The organism is Methylomarinum sp. Ch1-1 (assembly GCF_030717995.2).
GTDB classification, from domain to species: Bacteria; Pseudomonadota; Gammaproteobacteria; order Methylococcales; family Methylomonadaceae; genus Methylomarinum; species Methylomarinum roseum.
Window position 1 is genome coordinate 4,160,566 of the sequence record NZ_CP157743.1, and the last position, 21,672, is coordinate 4,182,237.

Below are 21,672 nucleotides of genomic sequence, written 5' to 3' on the forward strand. Positions count from 1 at the left end.
CCTTTTATCGAGTGCGCTTTTCTGCTGGCTTAGCGCCTATAATGAGCCGTCTAATATCGCCTTTCAGTCTCTGGCTAATCGAATATAATTTAAGGTCAGAATAATACCGCTAATTGAAAAGCCTGAATGACATGAATTTAAGATAGATGACTATTTCCAAGACAGCTTTTACGCCCCGTGATCTAAGCCTATGAAAATGTTACTATCGATTTTCACCGAATTTCACATTAAATTTCAAGCCATTATTTCAAAAACCAGGTTATCCCCCCCTTTAAATAAAATAACTCATTGATATTAAATGCCTTAATTCTATTCTAAAAAGTTAACGACAGGATCCGGTTGACCGACACCCGCCTGTTCCCGGACTAGTACATAGTCAATCTTATTCTGTCGGCAATTGTGAATGTAGCTGCGGATTTAGCCGCGCAATGCGAATAAATTCGGAGCTACCGCTGCAATTGCCCCCTGTGTCAGACTAGTTGTCGCCTCTAAAATTTTGATGAGTTATCACCTTTAGCAAGCGCATGAATTACATGATATTTTTTAGTACATTTACCCGCCATTAGAATAATGGTGCCGTACTAACAACAGCAATGCGCTCTCATCGAGAACTCAAGGGCTTACGAATTGATGAATCAACAGCGAAAACGCGCTAAGACGCATTCAAGACCACCATAGCGAAGCGAAAGTCCATCACAGGCACACTGATGTGCGCCTGTGATAGAATTCATGATAAATGTTGAATAAATGGCACACGATCGCTTTTATTGAACTAAATTTGGTTTTTGGTTTAGATTTAATTAAACGCCATTGATACCCCTGAACGCTCTCCTTTCAAACAATATGCTCTTAACTATGTAGAAGAATCCAGTTTGCACCCTTGATTCTATAACTCTTCTTTCAATGATCGCATGTCTGAATTTTTTATCCTTTTTTTCATAACCGGCTGTTTTTTATTGATTACCGTGGGCATACTGGAGATTTTCTCACGCCTGACCGGTATTCCTTGGATAAGTGCGGTTGATTGGGTTGGGCGACAAACGCTCTTTGCTTTGGATTGGGTGATCGACTACTTGCAATGGTTGAGCAAAGGCCGCCCTAAACATCGTCCGCCAATGGCGAAAAAAGTACGCCGTAAATATCGTCCTGTAAAAGCGACTGACTCGCCACAAATGGAGCCGACAAATTCGACCGCTAACGCACACGAACCGCAGTTTTCGTCCCCATCAGACTCGGCAACGCTTCCGTTCGCCGAAAAGACCTCTTTGCAGAGAGCGCCTGAAGCTGAGCGTTCAACCGAAGCCGACCAGCCTTTAACGACAGAGGCGCAACAAGAGGAACAGAAGCCGGCATCCGAAGACAAGATTGCCGCAATTGATCCTAAACCTGCATACAGGCCACAAATGGAGCCACAAAATGTGACGGCGAATGCACGCGAACCGCAGTTCTCGGCGCCATCAGGCTTGGAAACGCCACTCGATGCTCGGTTAGAGACGGTCGAGCCAAAAACGGCCCCGATACAAGCAGTTGAAGCCGCGACCGAAGCCCAATCGCCATTGCAAAAAGAGGCGCAAGAGGAACAACAACCGACGGACGAGGACAGTAGCGCTTCAATCGAATCTGTTCAGAACAACGCCCTCAGTCTTTCGGAACCGGACGAAAGTCAGCCACAAACAAGTTCGCTGCAACCGACTGCATCTACCGAGACAGTTGCCCAGCCGAATACCATTAATCACCTAACCGAGGAACCGGACCAACAGGAAAACACAGTCATCTCCGAGCATTCCCATGCGCCTCAAGCGAAACAGAGCGCTGGAGCATATCAGCCGCCTGCGATGAAAATAGTCGACATTGCTTCAGCAACTGATGTACCTGACTCCGAATCGAATACTTTCTATCAACACTCATTGCCGCCGCTCAGTTTATTGGATCCGCATTCTAGCGCCGTAAACGGTTATAGTGACGATGACTTGGAAGACATGTCCAGACATGTCGAAAAAGTGTTATTGGATTATAAAGTGCAGGCCGAGGTCGTCGATGTGCTGGCCGGTCCTATCGTCACCTGCTTCGAACTGGCTCTGGCGCCCGGCATCAAAGTCAGTCGCGTGAGCGGTTTGACGAAAGATTTAGCGCGCGCATTGCTGGTAACGAGTGTTCGAGTCGTGGAAATCATCGAAGGCAAGTCGGTGATCGGTCTGGAAATTCCCAATCAGGAGCGAGAAACCGTCTCTTTCCGGGAATTGATTGCTTCCCCTGATTTTCAAGATAGCGAGTCGCCTACCGCATTAGCCTTGGGTAAAAACATCGTCGGTCAGCCGGTGATTTCCGATTTGGCGAAAATGCCGCATTTGCTGGTGGCGGGCACGACCGGCTCCGGCAAATCGGTGGCGATCAACACCATGATTCTGAGCATGCTGTACAAGGCCGAGCCGGAACAGGTTCGGATGATCATGATCGACCCGAAAATGCTGGAATTATCGGTTTATGAAGGCATACCGCATTTGTTGGCGCCGGTAGTGACCGATATGAAGGAAGCCCATAATTCATTGCGCTGGGCGGTGGCGGAAATGGAACGTCGCTATAAATTGATGTCGAAACTCGGGGTGCGCAATTTGAAAGGCTATAACAGGCAGATCAAACAGGCCGCGGAACGTCATGAAGTCATACGCGACCCTTTATGCACAGAAGCCGATGACCAGGGAAACTATCGGGTGCTCGATACCTTGCCGAATATCGTCATCATCATCGATGAGCTGGCCGATATGATGATGATCGTCGGCAAGAAGGTCGAAGAATTGATCGCCCGATTGGCGCAGAAAGCCAGAGCCGCCGGCATTCATCTTATTTTGGCGACGCAGCGGCCATCTGTGGATGTCTTGACCGGACTGATCAAGGCCAATGTGCCGACGAGGATTTCGTTTCAAGTGTCGTCGAAAGTCGATTCCCGCACCATTCTCGATCAAGGCGGGGCCGAAGCGCTGTTGGGCAATGGCGACATGTTATTTCTGCCTGCCGGCCGGGGCCTACCGACCCGGGCGCATGGCGCATTCGTCAGTGACGCCGAAGTGATACGAGTGGCCGAATTTTTAAAACAGCACGGCGTCGCCCGCTATCTGGACGAAATCACTCGCGATAGCGACTCAATGCGCCCATCAGCCTATGAAGAGAATGAAACCGACCCCCTGTTTGACGATGTGGTGGAATTTGTATTAGACAGCGGCCGCGCCTCTATTTCCAGCGTCCAACGCCGTTTTAAAGTCGGCTATAACCGGGCGGCGCGTATTATCGAAGACATGGAAATGGCCGGTATCGTCAGCGAGCCTGAAAATAATGGCGCGAGACGAATACTCATGCAACAAGAATAAGGCAAATCAGTTACCAGTCGAACGTGGATTGCCTGACGGCGAATCCACCCGGTTGCGATGCCAATGTAGCCATGCCTTCGGATGTGCAGAACTGCGTGAGGCGCATCGAAACAAGGTGCGCTTCCTATCGTCAGCGCACCCTACCGCATCGTAGGGCGGAGCAAGCACCGCGGCTCCGCCAAAGTCTGCCCGTAGGAGGCCCGCCCTCGGGCCGAATGGCTCTTTTCGAGCCGAAGGCGGCGCTCCTACGCAAAGCACCGTCTTGCCTTCGGATGTGCAGAACTGCGTGAAGCGCATCGAAACAAGGTGCGCTTTCTATCGTCAGCACACCCTACCGCATCGATCGGCTTCGCGAAGCAAGCCGCCAAAAAAACCGCCACCAGGGCAAAATTGGCCGTTGTGCGTATCCAGGCGGATTGCCCACCGATCTCTCATAGGGTGAATATCACATCAACGGCAGTAATTGATCCAGCAGTAGGCCGTTGGTCACCAGAATTTGTTTCGGAAAGATGCCTTCTTGGCCTTTAAAGTCAGTTACGGTGCCACCGGCCTCTTTGGCGATCAAGGCGCCGGCGGCGACATCATAGAGATTCAGCTCCTGTTCCCAGAACGCATCGACTTGGCCGTCGGCGACCAGGCACAAATCCATCGCCGCGGACCCGAAGCGCCGCTGACCGGTCGTCACCTCGGCGATCCGATTGAAGCGCATCAGGTTGTTGTCTTTCAAGTAGGAACGCAGACAGGCGAAGCCGGTTGCAACCATCGAATCGGCTAATTGATCTTCCTTGGAAACATGAATGGGTCGACCGTTTTTATAGGCGCCTTTGCCTTTCTCGGCATAGTAATAATCATCCAATGCAGGCGCATAGACGGCTCCGAAAACCAGCTCCTGCTCGATTTCCAGCGCCACGCTGATAGACCAGAAATACTGGCCCTTGGAAAATGAATGAGTGCCATCGATCGGATCGACGATCCATCGACTGGTCTGGTCGGCCGATTGCCCGCTTTCCTCCCCCCAGAAACCAAATTGGGGATATTCCCGTCCCAGCGTTTCCTTCAAATAGGCCTCGACGGCGACATCGGCTTCGGTCACCAAGTCTCTGGAGCTTTTCTTGTTCACCTCCAGATTCGCCAGATCCTTAAATTGACTCATTGCAATCGATCCGGCCTCGCGAATCACTTTTTCGACTACTGCTGTAGAAATATTCATTGATACCTATCCTGGATTTGATACGCTAGTCGGCGACAATATCGATGCCGCCCTTGCTCAGGTAAAACCGCTAGACTGTACAGTTTGTCGTGAATTTTTACAAGTCGCCCCGTTTTTTCGCCGATAGATCAGGTTGATTCGGCGGTGTAGCTTTTAAACAAATAAGCGATTTCCTCGAGCCCGTCTTCGATCGACCAGGTCACCGCCTGAGACAATAAATCCAACAGGATCACGGCATTGACCGCTGCATCCTGACTGATGGCAGCCTTCAAACGCCGCGCCATCGCCCGATTAACCGTTTTCAGGTTGTCATAGATCTCGGTCAAACCAGCGATATCGTAATCATGGGACAAGCCTTTCTTGCTTTTGAAATATTGGGCCAGCAAATACATTGATGTCGTCCGATAAATAGCTTCCTCTTCGCCGGATAATGGCACATGAAAACGCGCCATCGGTTTCAAATAAGCAGTATGGGGACAAGCACTGGTGGCCATAATCAACCCCAACACCGAACTGACGGCGCGTTGGGCTGTCGTGCGGGCGTTGATTACTCGATCGGGAGCGATAATGCACACGTCCATTTCCGTATACGAGGCCAAGGAAGAGCATAAATCAATCAACGGCATCAGGTTTCTCGCCACCGGACAATAGGGAGTCTCCTTTGCCTTTAATGGACAGTTGGGACATTGTTCAAAATCCAGTTTGACCCAATCAGGCAACCCGGCCTCTTCCCGGGGGATCAACGCAATAGTTCGCCTATCGATCTTAATATCAATTTGGCTAAGCGTTTGGTCCGGCAATTTAAACTGATAACAGTAATTCAGAGGCGTGTCGTCGGTGTTTATATCCATCAATACGGCCTGGCGGGTTCTCTTTTAGGGATTCGCACACCACCCTATTCGACCACAATCCATGAATAGGTGAAGACTGATGCACTCGGTGTTTTAGAATATAGCGCAGGCTCTAACAAATGAAAAGCCGTCTTTTTTCGACTATATTATCGGTATGAGTTATTATTTATTGCAGCTCAACCTTTACGTTTGCAATCATGCCCCCAGAAAAATCAGCCAGAATCCTGTTGGTCGACGATGAAACCAATGTGCTGCGCGCATTAACGCGTATTTTAAAACGCTATGAACTGGAAACTTTTACCAGCGGCGAAGAAGCTTTGTTAATAGCCAGGGAACAACCGTTCGACCTGGTCATTTCCGATTTCCGCATGCCCGGCATGGATGGCGTGCAGTTTTTGTCTCGTTTCATGCAATTTCAGCCCGAGACGATCCGCATCATCCTGACCGGTTACGCCGATCTCGACAGCGCCCAATCGGCGATTAACGAAGCCGAAGTTTTCCGCTTCATCAATAAGCCTTGGAGCCATACCGACATCGTTAATGCCGTTCAGCAGGGTCTGGAACATAAAAGGATATTGGAGGAAAACAAGCGCCTGGCCGATCTGGTCAGGGATCAACAAAAATTGCTGGCGAAAAAGGACGCTCTATTGCAGGCGTTGGAAGCCGAAGAACCCGGCATCACTCAGGTCAACTGGGACGAAAATGGCGCGATCGTATTGGACGAAGACGATTTGAAAGATTTCGAGTGATCTAATCCTGGTCTTGCTCCAAGCTCTTTTTGTTTGACGCATCGCCCAAACGCGCTTTAATCTCCAGCTTATCGCCCACCCGCTCGCGTAATGCGACAATTTCATAGATCTTTGCCTTATCCAAGACGCAGTTTTTAAGAAATAGACGGCCATTATAGCGAATCTCATCGATTTCCATGCCGGGCTCCAATTGAGTCCAGGAAATATCGACGAGCGGACGCACGGTCTCGACTTCCATTTGCGTCAACACCTCGACAAAGGCGTCGACGACTTGAGGATCGTAAAAAGAAGCCTTCTTGCTGCGCAGTCGACTCAATACATCCGCCACCGTCATCGTTTGCCCCGTCATCGCCCCCTCCAGGAAAGATAAATAATCCCTGACTACCGCCAATATTCGAGCGCCGAGCGGGATCTGTTCGCCTGCCAGCCCTTCCGGATAGCCGCTGCCATCGAAATGTTCGAACTGATGACGAATCAACACGGCCGCGTCTCTCAGCGGCGCCATGCTTTTCAACAAAGCCTCTCCCTCAGGGGCATGACTTAAGTAACGTTCGCGTATATCGCGAGTCATGGTATAAAAGGGCTGACTCAGCAAGCGATCGTCCAAGCCTATCTTGCCGATCTGGAATAGCAGCCCGGCATAAAGGATCGTTTTTTTATCCTCGTCAGGCAACGCCAGTTTACCGGCCACTTTATGCGCTACCTCGGCGATATATTTTGCATGTCCACTTTTGATGCCTGGACGCATTTCGATAATGCGGGCAAAGGTCTTGATCGTGTCGGTGTATTGCTTTTTCAGGGTCTGATGGGCTTTATCGAGTTGTTTAAATGAAGCCTTCAATTGCGCGGCACGCTGTTCGACCTTCTCCTCCAGTTGAGCATTCAGCCCCTTCAACTGTCGGTTTTGCTCATCGATAATCTCAAACAATTGCCCCCTTTCTTCGCTCAGACGTTTTTGTTCCAAGGCCCTTTTCACCAAGTCCTTGAGCTCGGCATCGTCCCACGGTTTATGGCAATAGCTGTAAATTTTTCCACGATTAACCGCGATAATCGTAGACTCCAGGTCGGCAAATCCGGTCAAAAGAATACGCACTACCTCAGGCCAACGTTCCGCCGCGCGGCTTAAAAATTCCGCGCCATCCATTTGCGGCATGCGCATATCGGAAATGATCAGATCGATCTCCTCTCGCTCCAATACTTCTAACGCCTCCACGCCGCTCCCGGCCATCTGAATGTGATATTCGCCATCTCTGAACAATCTCCTCAAGGCTTTCAACACATTAGCCTCATCGTCGACGAATAAAAGCTTGAACGGCTTATGTTGCAACATGACTTCAGACATGGCGGACTCGCACTATCCGTTAAGGGGAAAATAAATTCTGAATCGGGTGCCCTTGCCAACGGTCGAATCGATCTCTATTTTTCCATTATGATCCTGAACGATTTTATAGGTCAACGACAAACCCAGGCCAGTGCCTTCGCCCACCGGTTTAGTGGTAAAAAAAGGATCAAAGATCTTATGCTTGATTTCGTCCGGTATCCCCTTACCACTATCCTCGACTTCCACCCATAACCAATCAGGCTCTCGATAACCGGTGCGGATGGTAATATCCCCGAACGCCTCGATGGCGTGAGCGGCGTTCACCAGCAAATTCATGAACACCTGATTAAGCTGGGAACCGACACATTCATAAGGCTGTAAACCAGCATAATGCTTATGAAGCTTAGCCCTGTATTTCAATTCGTTATAGACAATGTTCAATGTCGCATCAAGACCCTGTTCAATATCGAACATTTCCCGCTTCTTTGTTTCGACATGGGAAAAGTTACGTAAGTCCTGGACAATTTGTTTCGCACGAGTCGCGCCCTCCATCGATTCAATGACCAGATTGCGCAAGTCCTCCTGAATAAAATCCAAATCCAGATCTTGCTTCAATTGCCGATAGGCTTGAACCTGAACATGATCCGACGGCAACTGGGCCGCCAATTGCCTAGCCATGTCGCTAACTTTTTCCAGATCGCCCAAGTATTCCTGCAAGGTATGCAGATTGGAGTTGATATAGCCTAAGGGATTATTGATTTCATGAGCGACCCCGGCCGCTAACTGGCCGATGGAAGCCATTTTTTCCGCCTGCACCAGCTGCAGTTGCGCATCTTGCAACTGTCGGTTAAGCGCCATTTGCTCCTGTTTTTCCTGTTCCAGCTTCTCGGCCGATGCCTGTAATTCGACGGTGCGTGCTTCGACCGCCTGCTCCAGGTTCTGTTCAATGTCCTTTTGCCGGGAAAAATCAATCGCGCAGCCCATATAACCAACCAGGCGACCATTTTTATGAGTCCTCGGCACGACGGTTTCCAGCAACCATCGAACCGACATGTCCTGACCGATCACCTGATATTCCGTTTCCATCGCCTTGTTCTGCTCGAGCATCGAGGCATAAAACTGTCGCATCCGTTCCCTGTCTTTAGTATGAATGACCTCAGACCAATGTCGATTGAGTTGCTCACAGGCCCGTCCGGTCAAAACTTGCCATTGCCTGTTGCAATAAATACGCTCGCCCTGTTCATTGCTGACCCAGATATAAGCCGGCAACGTATCCGCCAATTCCTTAAAACGCGCCTCGCTTTCCCGCAAGGCGCCATAAAGATTATCTTGCAGCATATCGACGGTGTTTTGCTGAGCGTCGGTGTCATCGATAGGGGCCGAGGTAACCTGCGCCATCAGCTTATCCTCTCCCAGTATATGGTTTACCATCCAATTGACCAGGAAATCGAGTAATTCATTGGTCACTTTTTCCGGTTGACCATGACAAACCGTCTGTTCCTGCTTGATTTTTTTTAAAAATGCCAGATGATTCGCTTTGTGGTTATTAAAGGCCTGAGCATCATATTGATGACTGATCATATATTGCTCTTCGGCCTCGAAATGATAATGAGTGTACTCGATCAATTCATCGAGTAATGCAATGACTTTATTAAAATGACCGTCCAGTTTCAAACAATCATCTAACTGATTGATGATATCGATCAATTTTTTGTGCTGCCGGTCGATCCGCTCTATACCGACATTAAAGTTATCATTCCAGTCAAAAATTGCCATTGCCTCTCCCGTTGAATATCTGGCATGACGGTAAACAAAGGGAAACGCTGAATAGGTACATTTTAACTAGAATTTCCCCATGCCGACCCAGGAAAAGCTTCAATTTTCCCAATGCAATTGCCTTGATTGCTGTGAATTTCGTGATTTTCAACAAATGAGTCGTCCCAAAAAAAGCAAAAGGCAGCGCAAGTGCTCCATGATATAGGAAATCGGCAACGATACCGCCGCACTTAGATGTGTCAGTGCAACATCAAGCAGGCGCGGAGTTGCCAGGGATGTTCTCTGAAGCAAGCTGATAGTCAAGGAAATGTTTTTCGATACCAAGCTGACTCGTTAGGCCAAATCCAACACTTAAAATAAGCCGTCTCTCTCAAAGAGAACTTTAAATCTTGCCCTATCCCTAATCGAGGGACTACATGCCGTGCCGCTTTTTTCATAATATAGCAAAAAAACCTATAATTAGGCTAAGGATTGTATAATATTACCTTCTCATCAGTTTAACAGTTAGTGGAAAGTCACGTTGTCGCGCTAGCAATTATGTTACGCGACACTTCGAGGTCACGGGATTGCAATGCCAGGGAACGCTATCGCGCATCCTAACCCACTACGTTATGAATCCGTCAGTGGCATTGAGCGGAACAAGACAATCAGGCACGTTCCATAACAAAGGGCTATGGGCCTCATTAACCTCTGTTTGGTTTTGTTGAACGACAATAAGGATTATTCATGGCCAGTTACGAACACGAACATAATCGCTTGACGATCAAATTAGTTTACTACGGCCCCGCCCTCAGCGGCAAAACCACAAATTTGATGCGTTTGCACGATATGCTGCGCACCGATCTGAAAGGTGAAATCATGATCATGGAAACAACTGATGACCGCACCTTGTTTTTCGATTTACTGCCTTTAGGCTTTACCACGCCGAAAGGTTTGCTGATTAAATTCAAACTTTTTACCGTACCGGGCCAGGTCATACACGACAGTACCCGTAAAGCGGTATTATCGCGCAGCGACGGCGTCGTATTCGTCGCCGATTCCCAATTAACACAGAGCGTCAATAATGGCGAATCATTTGAAAACCTGGAAGCTAATGCCTGGCGCGTCGGTCTGAACTTCGATCACTTGCCACTGGTGGTGCAATACAATAAACGTGATTTAACTGATATCATAACTAAGGAAGAGGTTTTACAGCGTTGGCGGCAAGCCCCTTGGCCCGTGGTCTTCAGTAGCGCATTAACCGGTCAAGGCGTCGTCGCAACCTTGCAAACCCTGCTGCAGCAAGTTTATGACTCGCTAGCCCCCGAATTTAACTTTCAGCAAGACCAGGGCCTGACTCGGCAGGCCTTTGTCAATGATGCGCTGGGACTTCCGGAGCAGGAGAATTGAACGCTTATGTCACCGACGCCCCCTGAACAACCGCTATTGCTCGATTTTGACCGCGATCTTGGCTTAAGGGAATTATTATCCGGCATCAATCAGCGACGCTTGCTGGAAACCCTGGAAGGCGTATTGCAAGCGCCGGCTTATCTGCTCGACAATCAAGGCAACTGCTTATTAGGCGAGGCGGATGATAAATATGCCGACAAAACGCCCATATACGGTGAACTTGAAGTTATCGGCCAGCTCTGCGCCGATGCGCCGGCCGATCAATTGAAAGTCGCCGCGAGAGTTATCCAATTGTTGTTATTCGCCAATTCCCGTTATTTGATGGCGTCCGACATCCATTTGCAAACGCAACGCGCCGATTACGAAGAGCTGCAGCACAAGCATGCCGCGCTGGAAAAATCTGAAATGCGCTACAAGTGTTTGGCCGAAAGCTTGGAACAGCGTGTGCAACAACAAGTCAAAACTATTCAGGCTACCCAACTTAAGCTTTACGAAAGCGAAAAATTGGCCTCGGTCGGCCGCCTGGCGGCGGGCATGGCGCATGAAATCAATAATCCCTTGGGCTTCATTCTCAGTAACTTATCTACCGCGCAATCTTATCTCGACTCCTTAACGGCCATCGACCGATTGATGAAATCACCGCGAGTGACGGTCAGTATGCTGCAAAAAGGTTGGCTGGAAGAAAGTCTGGATACGATGGTCGAGGACCTGCAGGACATATTCAAGGAAAGCATCGACGGCGTCGAACGCATTGCCGCGATCATCAAAGACTTGAAAGGTTTCTCTCGCATCGACGAAGCGGCCTCTAGCCGGGCAAACATCAACGAGATTATTCGCCAGACTTGCAATATTACCGCGCCGCAACTGGCCGAAGGGGTCTCGCTGTTACAGAAGCTGGCGCCCAATATTCCTTCGATATACTGCGATGCCGCCAGCCTGGGCCAAGTTTTTCATCATCTATTACTCAATGCGGCCGATGCCGTCGGCGAGCAAGGTAAGATTCTGTTCAAGAGTTCTATCCGGGAAGGCAAACTGGCGATTGAAATCAAGGATACCGGCGTCGGCATCGCCGAATCGGTGTTGCCGCATGTTTTCGACGCCTTTTACACGACCAAGGACGTCGGCAAGGGTATGGGACTCGGCCTGACGGTCTGCCACCACATCATCAGCATCCACCGGGGTGAAATCAGCATCAAGAGTAAACCCGGCCTGGGCACCCTCGTGTTAATTTTACTGCCATTAACTAACGTGACTGGAAATTAGCGCGCATGTCTCGATATTCTGCATTGTTCACCGGCGGCGCGGAAAGCAAACCGACGGCGGAAGAACCGGTAAAAAAATACAGCATCTTACTGGTCGACGACGAACCACATGTGTTAAGTGCGCTCAGACGCGTGTTCCGGCGAGAAAATTATCATCTGGCCAGCGCAATGAACGGCCAAGAAGCCTTACAACTGCTCGCCGAATCGGACTATCAAGTGATCATTTCCGATTTCAAGATGCCGAAAATGAACGGCGCCGAATTATTGCGCCAGGTCAAGGAGCACTATCCCCCCATTATCCGCATTATGCTCACCGGTCACGCCGATACCGACGCCGTCATGGGCGCAATCAATGAAGGCGCGGTTTATAAATTCATTATCAAACCCTGGAATGACGACGATTTACGGGTGACGGTCGGCCTGGCGTTGGAGCAATACGATCTGATTGAAAAAAATCGGCAATTACTACACGAAAACCAGCATAAAAGCCGAGAAATCAAGAAACTCAGCACGTTATCGAACACCGACAACGGTCAACTGGCTATCTTGCTGAACAAAAAAAACTTGCTCAGCGCGCCGCAACTCCAGGAACTTTTCAAGCTTAAGCAGAATAGTAAGACGCCGACGATCAAGCTGATCCTGGACCGGGGTTGGGTAAACGAAAAAAACATCCGCGAGATCCTGCGCCGGGATTTGCTGATCGAAGAAGTCGCCTTGAGCGAGTTTCAAGTCTCGACCGAGGCATTGAATTTGTTATCGCGTTCTATCTGCGAACAAAACTGGGTATTGCCGCTGAAAATCAATCACGGCACGCTATTATTAGCGATGGCCGATCCCATGAACATGGGCTTGCAAGCCGATTTACGCTTCTTCACCGGCCTGCCGCTGAACATCGTCATGGCCGATATTGCGGCGATCGAAAAGAAACTGCATGAAGTTTACAGGGAGTCTCCCAGTTTTGGCGACCTGGAGACGATCGTTTCCACGATCGACCCGTTTGAAACCATCGAGGTGGTCATCGAAGAAGGCGACAATATTTCGCTGGATGAATTATTGCTGGAAACCGAAAAACCGCCGGCCATACGTCTAGTCAACGCCATCATCATCGAAGCGGTCCGTTTATGCGCCAGCGATATTCATATCCAACCGCGGGCGAAGAGCTGTGTCGTGCGTTACCGTATCGACGGCATTTTGCAGGACAAAATTTTCATCCCCAGCCATTATCTCAATTCATTGGTTTCGCGTATCAAGGTGATGGCGGAAATGGACATTTCCGAGCGGCGGCGGCCTCAGGATGGGCGCATCACCGTCAAGACGCCGATGCGCATCATCGATTTGCGTATCTCCAGCCTACCGGTCATCAACGGCGAAAAGGTGGTGATGCGCATCCTGGACCGCAATGCCTCGGTCAAGCGCCTAAACCAACTAGGCTTCAGCGCCGGCGACCTGGAAAAAGTCACGCGCCTGATTGGCAAGCCGCAAGGCATGATTCTGGCGACCGGCCCGACCGGAAGCGGCAAAACCACAACGCTTTACGCCTTACTGCAGCAGGGCATCACGGCGGAAAAAAATTATGTCACGATCGAAGAGCCGGTCGAGTATTATCTTGATGCGGCCAGTCAGATTAATGTCAAAAGTCATATCGACTTCACCTTCCCGGTCGCGCTGAGAGCCATCTTACGACAAGACCCGGATGTTATCTTATTAGGTGAAATCCGCGACGAAGAAACCGCCGAAGTAGCTTTCCAGGCCGCATTAACAGGCCACCTGGTCTTCTCGACCCTGCACAGCAATTCGTCCATTTCCACAATCGCCCGGCTTTTTGATTTAGGCTTGAAACCCTATATTATCGCCAGTACTCTTGAAGCGGTAATTTCCCAGCGCTTGCTGCGCCGTATTTGCCCGCATTGCTGTCAGCCGGTTCAAGTCGATAGCGAGACACTCCGGCAACTGGGGCCTTTATTTACCGGGAATAAGAAGCCTTTTCATCATGGTAAGGGCTGCGAACAATGCAACCATAGCGGCTATCAAGGGCGCATCAGCCTTTATGAAATATTGATGCCGAATGAAGAATTACGCGATTTAATTTCGACGCAAGCAAGTCAAAGAGAGATTAAAGCCGCCGCCCTCAAAAACGGCTATCTATCATTGCTGGAAGACGCCCTGGAAAAAGTCGCCGTCGGCCTCACCAGCTGCGAAGAGGTCTTACGCGTTCTGGGACCACAGGATTTTGATCACTAACAATCGATGCACATGAGTCTATGAAGAAAATCGCCGCTGAATTGCAAGGGCTCATCGCCCTGTTTGACGCCTCCTTTCCGAAAAAATGTTCTGTTTGCGGCCGGGAATATCATAATGCACAACAATTCTTTCAAGAGACTAAGGAGTTGCCGACAGGCAAGTCATGTTTAAAAGAGGCCATAGAAGATGACGGCACCGCAGTCGTCGAGGTATTCAGAAACTGCGCATGCGGTTCGACGCTGATGGATGAATTCAGCAACCGCCGAGACACGACCGAACATGGCCGATTGCGGCGAAAAAAATTTTCCGAGCTGCTGAACAGGTTGACCGAACAAGGTCTGGACAAACGGGTCGCCCGCCGCGAGTTGATCAACCTACTGCACGGCGAAAAAAGCAAAATCCTGCATGACCTGATGCAGAAATGACGTCGCTTAAGCTTAGCGACCCCGGCGCGACAAGCATCATTCGGCCCGAGAACCGACCTCATACAGCCACTTATGTATAACGGCGAGCGGAGGACCGTGGAAACCCGAGAGGAATAGCAACAAAAAATCTAGGCATCCAAGGAATGTCCGCAATATTTGCAATAGCTGGCATCATAGTCGTGCCCCGTTTCTCCGCAATCGGGACAGGCTTCGTTATTGATGTCGGCCGCTTTATCCACCTTCATCAGTTCGGCGCTGTAAATCCCGGTCGGCACCGCAATGATGCCATAGCCCATGATCATGATGCTCGAAGCGATCATCTGTCCCAACGGGGTTTGCGGCGCGATATCGCCGTATCCGACCGTGGTTAGGGTTACGATGGCCCAGTACACCGATTTAGGAATGCTGGTAAAGCCGGATTCGCTGCCTTCGACGACATACATCAGCGAACCGAACACGATCACCAGCGTACAGACCGTGTAGAGAAACACCAGAATCTTCTGTCGACTCCTGCTCAAGGCATACATCAGCACCTGCGCCTCGCCCATATATTCCGCCAATTTCAGAATACGGAATACTCTTAGCAGCCGCAATACCCTGGCAATCAACATATATTTGATGTCCGGCATCAGAAAGCTTAGGTAGGTGGGAATAATAGAGAGAAAATCGACAATGCCGAAGAAGCTTCGGCAATACAGCCAAGGTTTGCGCACCGACAACAGACGCAAGACGTATTCCACGCTAAACAGCAGCGTGAAAAACCATTCGCTATAAAAAAACCATTGCGTATAGCGCTCCTGCAGACTGTTGACGCTGCCCAACATCACCGCCAGGACACTGCAGATGATCATGATGCTCAGCACCACATCGAAGATTTTTGCCGCTCGCGTTTCCGCGCCAAAAATAATGACATTCAAGGCTTCGCGCCAAGGCGCCAAAGGCGCGCCTACATTGTAATGATTCTTCTTGACGGGGCGTCTGCTCTGTTTCATGCTTACAATCTGACGATCGCCTCGACCAATTGATGTCCCAAACTATGAACCGACTGTTGCTGCTGTTGATCCGCTAGCGAGCCGTCTGCGGCGAATGCGGTCACGGCCGAAGGAATCGCCATCTGCTCGGCTAATACGGTGACCCCGATATTGCTCAGTAACAGGCGCAGAAACATCAAGCCGCGCAAACCGCCCAACCCGCCCGGCGAGGTCGCCATGATCGCCGCCATTTTGCCTTTAAAAGCCAACAACGGCGGCTCGTCATCGCTTTCCTTTCGGCTCGCCCAATCGATCATGTTCTTCAGCAATGGGCTAAAAGCGCTGTTGTATTCCGGCGAGGCAATCAAAAAACCGTCATGTTCGATCAGCAAGCGCTTGAATTCCCGAGCCTTGTCCGGTATGCCCTGCTCGTTTTCCAGGTCCTGATTAAAAATCGGCGCCGGATAATCGGCCAAATCTATCAGCGTAACCTTCGCACCGGCTTTTGCGGCTCCCTGCGCGGCAATGGCCACCAGTTTCTTGTTAAAAGATTGCTTTCTGCTGCTACCAGCGAATGCTAATATTTTTGTCATAGTCTGTTATGTTTCTTATTTCGGTGATTGATATGCGAATGAACAATCGGTTTATTGTCGCGATGCTCGGCGCGCTTGTCATCATTTTTGTCGCCATGATGCTGGTTACCGAGCCCCTGCCTCAAAATAGCGCCTATCATCAACTCGCCGACCAACGCGCCTGGCTGATGGTGCCAAATTTTCTCGATATTGTCAGCAACCTGCCTTTTGCATTGGTCGGCATCGCCGGCTTATGCCTGTGTTTAGCGAACAAAACCAGCAGCACCGCCTTATCCTGGCCGGTATTTTTTGTCGGCCTGTTTCTGACCGCGATCGGTTCCAGCTATTACCACTGGTTCCCGAACAATCAGCGCCTGGTCTGGGACCGTCTACCGATGACGCTCTGCTTCACGAGCCTGTTTGTCGCAATGCTGACCGAAAACGCATCCGTTCACCATGAAAAAGCATGGCTGCCTATCGCGTTGTTGCTAGGCTTAGCCAGCGTATTGTATTGGCGTTACAGTGGTGATCTGCGCTTTTACGCCTTCATCCAATTCGGTGTATTGGCTTCGATTCCAGTCATATTGCTACGATATAAAAGCCGATACTCGCATCGCCATTATCTGCTTTATGGCTTGCTGTGGTATGGGCTCGCCAAGCTATTCGAGCTGAACGATCAGCGCATATTCAGCTTAACCGATCAATTGATCAGCGGCCACACCCTCAAGCACCTTTCGGCCGGAGCAGCGACTTTTTGTGTCTACCGCATGCTCAAGAACCGGCGCCGCCTCTATCGACAATGATTTGATGTCGCCGATTTTGGCAGCAATTCCCAATTGGGATAACAAAGAGCGCCTATATAAACAGCACGTCCTTTTTAAACAACAGTCGATCGCTCCGCAATAGTGTTCACGCGTTACCCAATATCATTCACCGCCTGCGCCAACAGCTGATCGAGATGGATTGCGGCGCGCGGGTGACTGATGCTGTCGGTGCTCCAGATTTGTTGAACCCCGGCTTGCAGGATATGCGCTTCGGCATCACCGCAAAACAGCGGATGCGTGATCACCGCATACACCTGTTCGGCGCCGGCTTGAAGCAACAGTCCTGCCGCCTTGGCCAAGGTTCTGCCGGTACTGGCCATGTCATCGATAATCACAACTTTCTGTTGCTTAAAATCAAAATCGGGCAAGTGGATGGCGACCTGCTTATCGCCCTCGCGTTTTTTGTCGGCGACCGCATAGGGAAAGCCGATTTTTTCGGCAATCGCGCTCACCCATTGCTCCGATTCACCATCCGGCCCCAACAACACGGCATGGTCAAATTGCTGCATCATAAAGCGGCCGATCTGATCGGCCGCAGTCAGGCTGACCGCCTGTTCTATCGGTATCGCCTGATCCAATGTCGAAATACGATGCAAATGCGGGTCGACGGTAATGACGGCATCGAACAGCTCGGCCAACATTTGTCCGATGATGCGTTGACTCACCGCCTCGCCGGGCTGATTGGCGATGTCCTGACGCATATAACTCAAATACGGCGCAACCAGCGTGATTCGCTTGGCGCCCAACTGACGGGCGGTCTTCGCGCATAACAAGAGTTCGACCAGCTTGTCATTGGGTTGATTGAGACTGCGGCACATGACGACATGATCCGGCAATGCACTGGGCAGCCGCACCAAACTTTCACTGTCCGGAAAATGATGCACAAAAACCTGTTCATAAGGAATGTCCAATCGCTCGGCCAGACGTTGTCCCTGGGCTAAATATTCCGGGAAGGCGAGTAGCAGCATGACCTCTCCTAAAAAGCAATCTGTGGAATTAGCAGCTGATCGGCATCATCGCCGATCAGGTAACCGCTGTCCTGGCGAGCCAGATCCTTGGCGAACTTGAAATCGGCCGAGAATTCGGCATGGATACGGTACAGCGGCTGACCTTTCTCCACCTTGTCTCCCAGTTTTTTCAGCAAGTCGACACCCGCCTTTTTATCCATCGGTGCGCCGGCGATACGGGCGATCTTGGCCGTTTGGAAATTATCGATGGCGACCACATAGCCGTCGCGGTCGGCCAACACCTCATAGCAAAGTTCACCGGCGGTTAAGTCGATTTCCTTTTCGCCCTGGGCCTTGATGATATCGTTCATCTTGACCAAGGCCCTGCCCGACTCAAGGATATCGCGGGCAATCGCGTAGCCTTGCCCGCCACGAACATCGGGGTCGAATTCGATAATCCGCCCGGCCAATTGCAAGGATTTCTGGCGTAAATCGGCCGGCGCATTCGGATCATTATTCAACACCATCATGACATCGCGCGCTTCCAGCACCGGCCCGATCCCTCGTCCGACCGGTTGACGGCCGTCGGTAATCATCACCTCCAGATGAAGATTCAGCCGGTCGCCGACAAATTCAAACAGTTTCCGTAACGCCAAGGCCTGCCTCATGTGTCGAACTTTCGACGTCGGCCCGACTGGGATGTCGATAATCAAATGAGTCGATCCGGCCGCCAGTTTTTTCGATAAAATCGAGGCGACCATCTGGCCTTGCGAATCGATACCTAAAGGACGCTCCACCGAAATCAACATATCGTCGACCGGCGCCAACCGGGCCGTGCCCCCCCATCCCAGGCAGCCGCGTTCTTCGCGGACTATATCCAGCATCTGATCAGGGGTGAGGTTGACATTGGCCAACACCTCCATGGTATCGGCGGTGCCGGCCGGCGAGGTAATGGCGCGACTGGAAGTCTTCGGAATCAGCATGCCGTGCGCGGCGACAATCGGCACCACCAGCATCGACGTCCGATTGCCGGGAATGCCGCCGATGCAATGCTTGTCGGCCACCAACGGTTCATGCCAGTTCATCCGTTCGCCGGAGTTCAGCATTGCTCGAGTCAAAAAGAGCAATTCGTCACGATCGAGGTTGTTTTGTCCGGTGGCGACCAGGAAAGCGGCCATTTCCATTTTCGAATAACGGGAATCGGCGATATCACGGGTAATGTCATCAAAATCGTTCTGATCCAAGCGTTCGCCATTAATTTTTCGCCGCACCGCATCCATCGATTTGGGCGGCCCGGCATGGTTCACCGTCACCAACCCCCCTTCTTCAAGATTCAATTGACTGAAGGCCTGCTCGGAGAGCCCCAGCTGCCCCGGCTCGACGATTTCCTTGTCATCGACCACATTGAGCACGGCCACTGCCTTATTGCCATTTGCGCTAATCAATATTTTGGACAAGGCCTGAAAGCCTTCGGCCCGGTAGATACCGCATTCCCGGTTCATATAGGCGACGTTTTCATGATAGGTGTCTATCGCCACCCTGCGAATTTTTAAGGTATCCATGCTTATTAATTACTGCTTATTTTCATTATTTTGTTCGACTTAAGCGATTTCCGCTTGCTATCCCGGCCATCAAGGCATGGCCTCCTCTCTTCGAATTATAGCAACAAATCCCGCCCCGTAATCTCGTCATCGACAAACTTGAACAGATCACCCTGAACTTTAGGATACCCTATCAATACCTGAATTCGGGTTAAGAAACCAGCCTGCAGCAATTCCAGTCCAGGGCTACCTCATTAAATGAATGAGTGGCAAAACAGAAAATTAACAACAAATACGCCTAAAGTTAGTTAGTGTCTGACAGAAAAAGCTTTTTTTTCAACCGATACCCAACTTTTGCCACACTCATTTTGATCAGCCCAGGCCATTTTCCGGAAAAAATCCATCGCTGTCTCGTCTGATTTCTTCATTAGCGGGCCATTCACCGGTCTGCGGGCGCAACTATCCTGTAGTGAGCCTTTTCTCACTCCGATGGTATTGTTCAGGCCGCTTGTTGGTAGGGGCCGCGCTTGCGTTTTTCTTTCGCCTGCGCCTGCTGACGCAGGATGGCGCCCAACCGTTTGATATTGCGCGAGACGACCGCCAGTGCGACATAGCGTTTGAAGCCATCGAGGCCGTGGTCGGGGCAGATATCCAAGCCGTTATGCTCCAGGGCATTGATGGCCGATTCCACGGCGGAGTGTTGGTGGCGTAGTTGTTTAAAAGCATTGCTGCCTTCCCGCGCTTGATCCGCGGCGCTGAGTCGGCCTTTTTTGGGCAAAATCACCTGTTCCAGATGATTTTTCAGTTCCTTTTGGTTAGCCGGGCTGTGAAAGCCTTTGTCGAAGCTGGTCACGGTCAGTTCGGGGAAGCGCCGGCGCGTTTCGGTGACCATGTCGACGGCGACTTTGTCATCGGTTTGCTTTTCCATCACTAGGTGGTGAAGAACGAAGCGATGGTGGTCCTCCATCACGCAGACCCTTAAACCCAACTCAACCGGGACGCCTGCTTTGCCTACAGGGATGTAGGTAAGGAGCGTGAGCAGGAGCGGAAGCTTTGCCTTTGCTGATCCATTCGGTGTGCGGTTCAAACACGGAGAAGATCTTTTCGGCATGAGGGATGGTTTCGCTGCGTATGACGCGGCGCTCAATTTGGTCCAGCAGCAGGCGGGCATAGGCCTGGTAGGATTGCAACGGCTGCGTTTCATCGGCCAGGGCGCCACGGTCCAGGGCTTGTTTTAAGGTGCGCTCGGATTTGCCCAGGTAGGCGCTCGCCAGGTCCAGGTAGGTCTGATGAGCCTGTTGGATGGCTTGTTCCCGTACGGCTTGTTTGTTTTCATCCTGGCTGGTGGAGCGTTTGAGCTGTTGAGCTCTTCGGTACTGTTGTTTGAGTCGCCGGATGTTGTGCCGGTATTGGCGCCAGTCCGGCAGGTCATGGTGTTTCGCCAGCGTATGACTCTCTTCAATAGCTTTGCGGATCGCATCATACAGCAGGTTGATGTCGGTCGGAAAATGGACGTCGGTTTCGACCACAAAGGAATCGCACCGCCCTCTCAGTTTATCGCTGTGGTCGACCGTCGCGGCGGCAGTCGAGTCACTGCGGACGGTTGGCCCAGCGTTTGGCTTTTTTTTTACCAGGGCATGGCCGGCTCTGACCACTTCCTGGTTGATTTGATCGAACAGTTCCGGGGTGAACAGCCTTAGATTGTCTTTGATGCGCTGGAGAGAATACTTCGTGTCGTCACACCAGTCGCTATGGCCCAGCATCTGTCGAATGGTATTGTGGTGGTTGGCCAGTTCATGGATGCGGTCGTAGTCGGTATTCAGGCCCAGACGCAAAACGCCCAGCACTAGAATTTTCCATTGTTCCAGGCCGGGCCGACCGCGCCTTGGGTCAGCGGGTTGCTGACGCTCTGCTTCGCTAAGGCCCTGACCGCTTCGGTAGGGAATAACCTGCTCGAGGATGGCGAACACACGGTCGCGCAGTTCGGGCGTGGTATAGATGTACTGCAACCCTAGCAGCAGTTGCGGGATGTCGTCTCTGGATTTGAGGTTAATCTCGATGTCGGCAATATCGACCTGACCGAGGCTCATTTGCGGATTCTTGACGGTGCGCATAGGATTTCAACGGACGAAGATTTCTGGTTTTCGTAAATTTTTATGGCGGCGCTCACCCAAAATCAGTACCTTACGGATTGAGCAACGCAACAATCGTGATTTTGGGCTGCAAAC

General features: G+C 50.8%; 15 protein-coding genes and 1 pseudogene. 7 read left to right on the forward strand and 9 right to left on the reverse strand.

The annotated features are described in order from the left end of the window. Positions 1-911 precede the first annotated feature (911 nt). Complete coding sequence (locus Q9L42_RS18880) at positions 912-3,365, forward strand: DNA translocase FtsK (RefSeq protein ID WP_349431603.1); 2,454 nt, start codon at positions 912-914, stop codon at positions 3,363-3,365. A 445-nt stretch (positions 3,366-3,810) separates the two neighbouring features. Here the strand turns inward: Q9L42_RS18880 and Q9L42_RS18885 are convergent, their stop codons facing one another. Both Q9L42_RS18885 and Q9L42_RS18890 read right to left on the reverse strand, forming a co-directional pair. Further along, a complete protein-coding gene (locus tag Q9L42_RS18885; protein WP_349431604.1) occupies positions 3,811-4,575 on the reverse strand; it encodes an inositol monophosphatase family protein in 765 nt (254 codons plus the stop codon). Between the two features lie 128 nt (positions 4,576-4,703). Continuing rightward, a complete protein-coding gene (locus Q9L42_RS18890) occupies positions 4,704-5,426 on the reverse strand; it encodes a DUF6901 family protein (RefSeq protein ID WP_305906838.1) in 723 nt (240 codons plus the stop codon). Positions 5,427-5,623: 197 nt separating this feature from the next. On the opposite strand from Q9L42_RS18890, the gene Q9L42_RS18895 reads away from it, so the two are divergent. After that, entirely contained in the window at positions 5,624-6,175 is a 552-nt protein-coding gene (locus tag Q9L42_RS18895) for a response regulator (protein WP_305906837.1), read from the forward strand. A gap of 1 nt (position 6,176) precedes the next feature. Here the strand turns inward: Q9L42_RS18895 and Q9L42_RS18900 are convergent, their stop codons facing one another. Together Q9L42_RS18900 and Q9L42_RS18905 are read right to left on the reverse strand one after the other, a co-directional pair. Further along, positions 6,177-7,517, reverse strand: coding sequence for an HD domain-containing phosphohydrolase (locus Q9L42_RS18900; RefSeq protein WP_305906836.1), 1,341 nt, complete (start codon positions 7,515-7,517; stop codon positions 6,177-6,179). Between the two features lie 12 nt (positions 7,518-7,529). Next, complete coding sequence (locus Q9L42_RS18905; protein WP_349431605.1) at positions 7,530-9,272, reverse strand: bacteriohemerythrin; 1,743 nt, start codon at positions 9,270-9,272, stop codon at positions 7,530-7,532. Between the two features lie 726 nt (positions 9,273-9,998). Between Q9L42_RS18905 and Q9L42_RS18910 the strand changes: the two genes are divergently transcribed. Genes Q9L42_RS18910 through Q9L42_RS18925 form a run of 4 tightly spaced genes read left to right on the forward strand, consistent with a single transcriptional unit; the run spans position 9,999 to position 14,589 of the window. After that, positions 9,999-10,661 carry a GTP-binding protein gene (locus Q9L42_RS18910; protein ID WP_305906833.1) on the forward strand — a complete coding sequence of 221 codons (663 nt, stop codon included), beginning with the start codon at positions 9,999-10,001 and terminating at the stop codon, positions 10,659-10,661. 6 nt (positions 10,662-10,667) lie between these two features. Further along, the gene (locus Q9L42_RS18915) at positions 10,668-11,924 is read left to right on the forward strand and encodes a sensor histidine kinase (RefSeq protein ID WP_305906832.1); all 1,257 of its coding nucleotides are present in this window, start codon (positions 10,668-10,670) and stop codon (positions 11,922-11,924) included. Between the two features lie 5 nt (positions 11,925-11,929). Continuing rightward, positions 11,930-14,164 carry an ATPase, T2SS/T4P/T4SS family gene (locus Q9L42_RS18920; protein WP_349431606.1) on the forward strand — a complete coding sequence of 745 codons (2,235 nt, stop codon included), beginning with the start codon at positions 11,930-11,932 and terminating at the stop codon, positions 14,162-14,164. 20 nt (positions 14,165-14,184) lie between these two features. Further along, the gene (locus Q9L42_RS18925) at positions 14,185-14,589 is read left to right on the forward strand and encodes a hypothetical protein (RefSeq protein ID WP_349431607.1); all 405 of its coding nucleotides are present in this window, start codon (positions 14,185-14,187) and stop codon (positions 14,587-14,589) included. A gap of 128 nt (positions 14,590-14,717) precedes the next feature. On the opposite strand, the gene Q9L42_RS18930 is transcribed toward Q9L42_RS18925, so the two are convergent. Beyond that, positions 14,718-15,581, reverse strand: a complete 864-nt coding sequence (locus Q9L42_RS18930) for an ion transporter (RefSeq protein WP_305906828.1) — start codon at positions 15,579-15,581, stop codon at positions 14,718-14,720. Between the two features lie 2 nt (positions 15,582-15,583). Further along, a complete protein-coding gene (locus Q9L42_RS18935) occupies positions 15,584-16,153 on the reverse strand; it encodes an NADPH-dependent FMN reductase (RefSeq protein ID WP_305906827.1) in 570 nt (189 codons plus the stop codon). A gap of 32 nt (positions 16,154-16,185) precedes the next feature. Here Q9L42_RS18935 and Q9L42_RS18940 point away from each other — a divergent pair, with 32 nt between their 5' ends. Beyond that, complete coding sequence (locus Q9L42_RS18940; protein WP_349431609.1) at positions 16,186-16,935, forward strand: ceramidase domain-containing protein; 750 nt, start codon at positions 16,186-16,188, stop codon at positions 16,933-16,935. Positions 16,936-17,048: 113 nt separating this feature from the next. Here Q9L42_RS18940 and Q9L42_RS18945 read toward each other — a convergent pair whose 3' ends face one another. From Q9L42_RS18945 to Q9L42_RS18955, 3 genes and pseudogenes are all read right to left on the reverse strand, one after another. Next, positions 17,049-17,924 carry a ribose-phosphate diphosphokinase gene (locus Q9L42_RS18945; protein ID WP_305906825.1) on the reverse strand — a complete coding sequence of 292 codons (876 nt, stop codon included), beginning with the start codon at positions 17,922-17,924 and terminating at the stop codon, positions 17,049-17,051. Between the two features lie 8 nt (positions 17,925-17,932). Beyond that, positions 17,933-19,465, reverse strand: coding sequence for a thymidine phosphorylase family protein (locus Q9L42_RS18950; RefSeq protein WP_349431610.1), 1,533 nt, complete (start codon positions 19,463-19,465; stop codon positions 17,933-17,935). Between the two features lie 478 nt (positions 19,466-19,943). Then, a pseudogene (locus Q9L42_RS18955) lies at positions 19,944-21,558 on the reverse strand (ISNCY family transposase). Positions 21,559-21,672 lie beyond the last annotated feature (114 nt).